This window comes from Micromonospora sp. NPDC049799 (genome assembly GCF_040656655.1).
Lineage (GTDB): Bacteria > Actinomycetota > Actinomycetes > Mycobacteriales > Micromonosporaceae > Micromonospora.
Map to the genome: position 1 here is coordinate 1 of NZ_JBFAMU010000816.1, position 1501 is coordinate 1501.

The window sequence follows — 1501 nt, forward strand, 5'->3', positions numbered from 1 at the left end:
CCGTGAGCGCGGACGAGCGGGCGGCGGACGCCCCGACGGAGCCGCGCGGCCGGGTCGGGCGGTGGCGGGACCGGCTCATCGCTCTCGGCTGGCTGGTGCTGGTGTGGAACCTCCTCTGGGGCGACGTCTCCTGGGGCAATCTGGTGGGCGGCGCGCTGGTCGCCGGCGCGGTGCTGCTGTTCTTCCCGCTGCCCCCGGTCACCTTCGGTGGGCGGGTACGACCCCGGGCCCTGCTGGTCTTCCTGCTCCGCTTCGCCGGTGAGCTGGTCACCGCCAGCGCGAACGTGGCCCGGATCGCCGTGCGGCCCGGCTACCGGCCCCGGGGGGCGATCATCGCCGTGCGGATGCGGGTGCGTACCGACCTGAACCTGGCGCTCACCGCCGAGGTGGTCTCACTGGTGCCGGGCACGCTGGTCGTCGAGGTGGACCGGGACGCCGGAGTGATTTACGTACACGTGCTGGACGTGCGCGGTCCGTCCGACCTGGCCGACAGCCGGGACCGCATGCACGCCATCGAGCGGCGGCTGGTCCGCGCGTCCGGTTCCGCCGCCGAGGTACGCCTCGTGGAGACCGCCACCGTCGAGAAGGGAACCTGATGTGACCGCCGTCCTCGCCGTCGTCCTGACCGGCCTGTTCTCGGTGACCGCGCTGCTGGCGCTGATCCGGCTCTACCGCGGCCCGTCCCTGCTCGACCGGGTGGTGGCGGCGGACATGCTGCTGGCCACCATGGTCGGCGCGGTCGGCGCGGAGGCCGCCGTGAACCGCCACTCCACCACGCTGCCCGTGCTGGTGGTGCTCTCCCTGCTCGGCTTCGTCGGATCGGTGGCGCTGGTCCGCTTCGCCGCCCGGGACGGGTCCTGATGCTCGCCACGGCGGCCGACTGGCTCGGCGCCGGGTGCCTGGTGGCGGGTGCGCTGCTCAGTCTCGCCGCCGGCATCGGGGTGCTGCGCTTCCCGGACACGCTGAGCCGGATGCACGCCGCGACGAAGCCGCAGACCCTCGGGGTGCTGCTGCTCGTGGCGGGAGTGGCGCTGCGCCTGCGGACACCCGGCGACCTCGGCATGATCGGGCTGGTCGCGCTCTTCCAACTGGCCACGGCGCCGGTCGCGGCCCAGATGATCGGTCGCGCCACCTACCGCTCCGGCGCCGTCGACGAGGCCCTCCTCGACACCGACGAGTTGCGGTAAGGAATGGCCCCCGCTCAACGCCTCCGGTAGAGGAAGGGTCCCTTCTTAACAGTCGGGGACGACCCGTCCCAATTTCGGGTGGGCGGCGATTCTGCCGTCTTGCGTCTTGCCCGGGGAGGGCTCCCGATGCACCCTTCGCAGTGACGTTCGTCGATCAATGAATGTCACCGCGGTCGCCGTCGGACCGGCGCGACCGGGGACCCCGCCCGTACCCCGGAGGACCCATGAGACCCCGTACCCCTCGCTCCGGCTGGCTGGCCGTGCTGGCCGCCGCGGCCGCGACGGCCGTGACCGCCTCCTCGGCCGCCGCCGCC

The 1501-nt window shown here is 73.4% G+C and carries 3 protein-coding genes; all 3 read left to right on the forward strand.

The annotated features are described in order from the left end of the window. Positions 1–2 precede the first annotated feature (2 nt). From AB0I76_RS29740 to mnhG, 3 genes are read left to right on the forward strand one after another with little or no spacing between them, the layout of a single operon-like run. Positions 3–596: a Na+/H+ antiporter subunit E gene (locus AB0I76_RS29740; RefSeq protein ID WP_357042408.1), complete on the forward strand. Its 594-nt coding sequence runs from the start codon at positions 3–5 to the stop codon at positions 594–596. A gap of 1 nt (position 597) precedes the next feature. Further along, the gene (locus AB0I76_RS29745; protein ID WP_357042411.1) at positions 598–861 is read left to right on the forward strand and encodes a monovalent cation/H+ antiporter complex subunit F; all 264 of its coding nucleotides are present in this window, start codon (positions 598–600) and stop codon (positions 859–861) included. Next, positions 861–1187 carry a monovalent cation/H(+) antiporter subunit G gene (gene mnhG / locus AB0I76_RS29750; protein ID WP_357042414.1) on the forward strand — a complete coding sequence of 109 codons (327 nt, stop codon included), beginning with the start codon at positions 861–863 and terminating at the stop codon, positions 1185–1187. The genes AB0I76_RS29745 and mnhG overlap by 1 nt, the downstream gene beginning before the upstream one ends. Positions 1188–1501 lie beyond the last annotated feature (314 nt).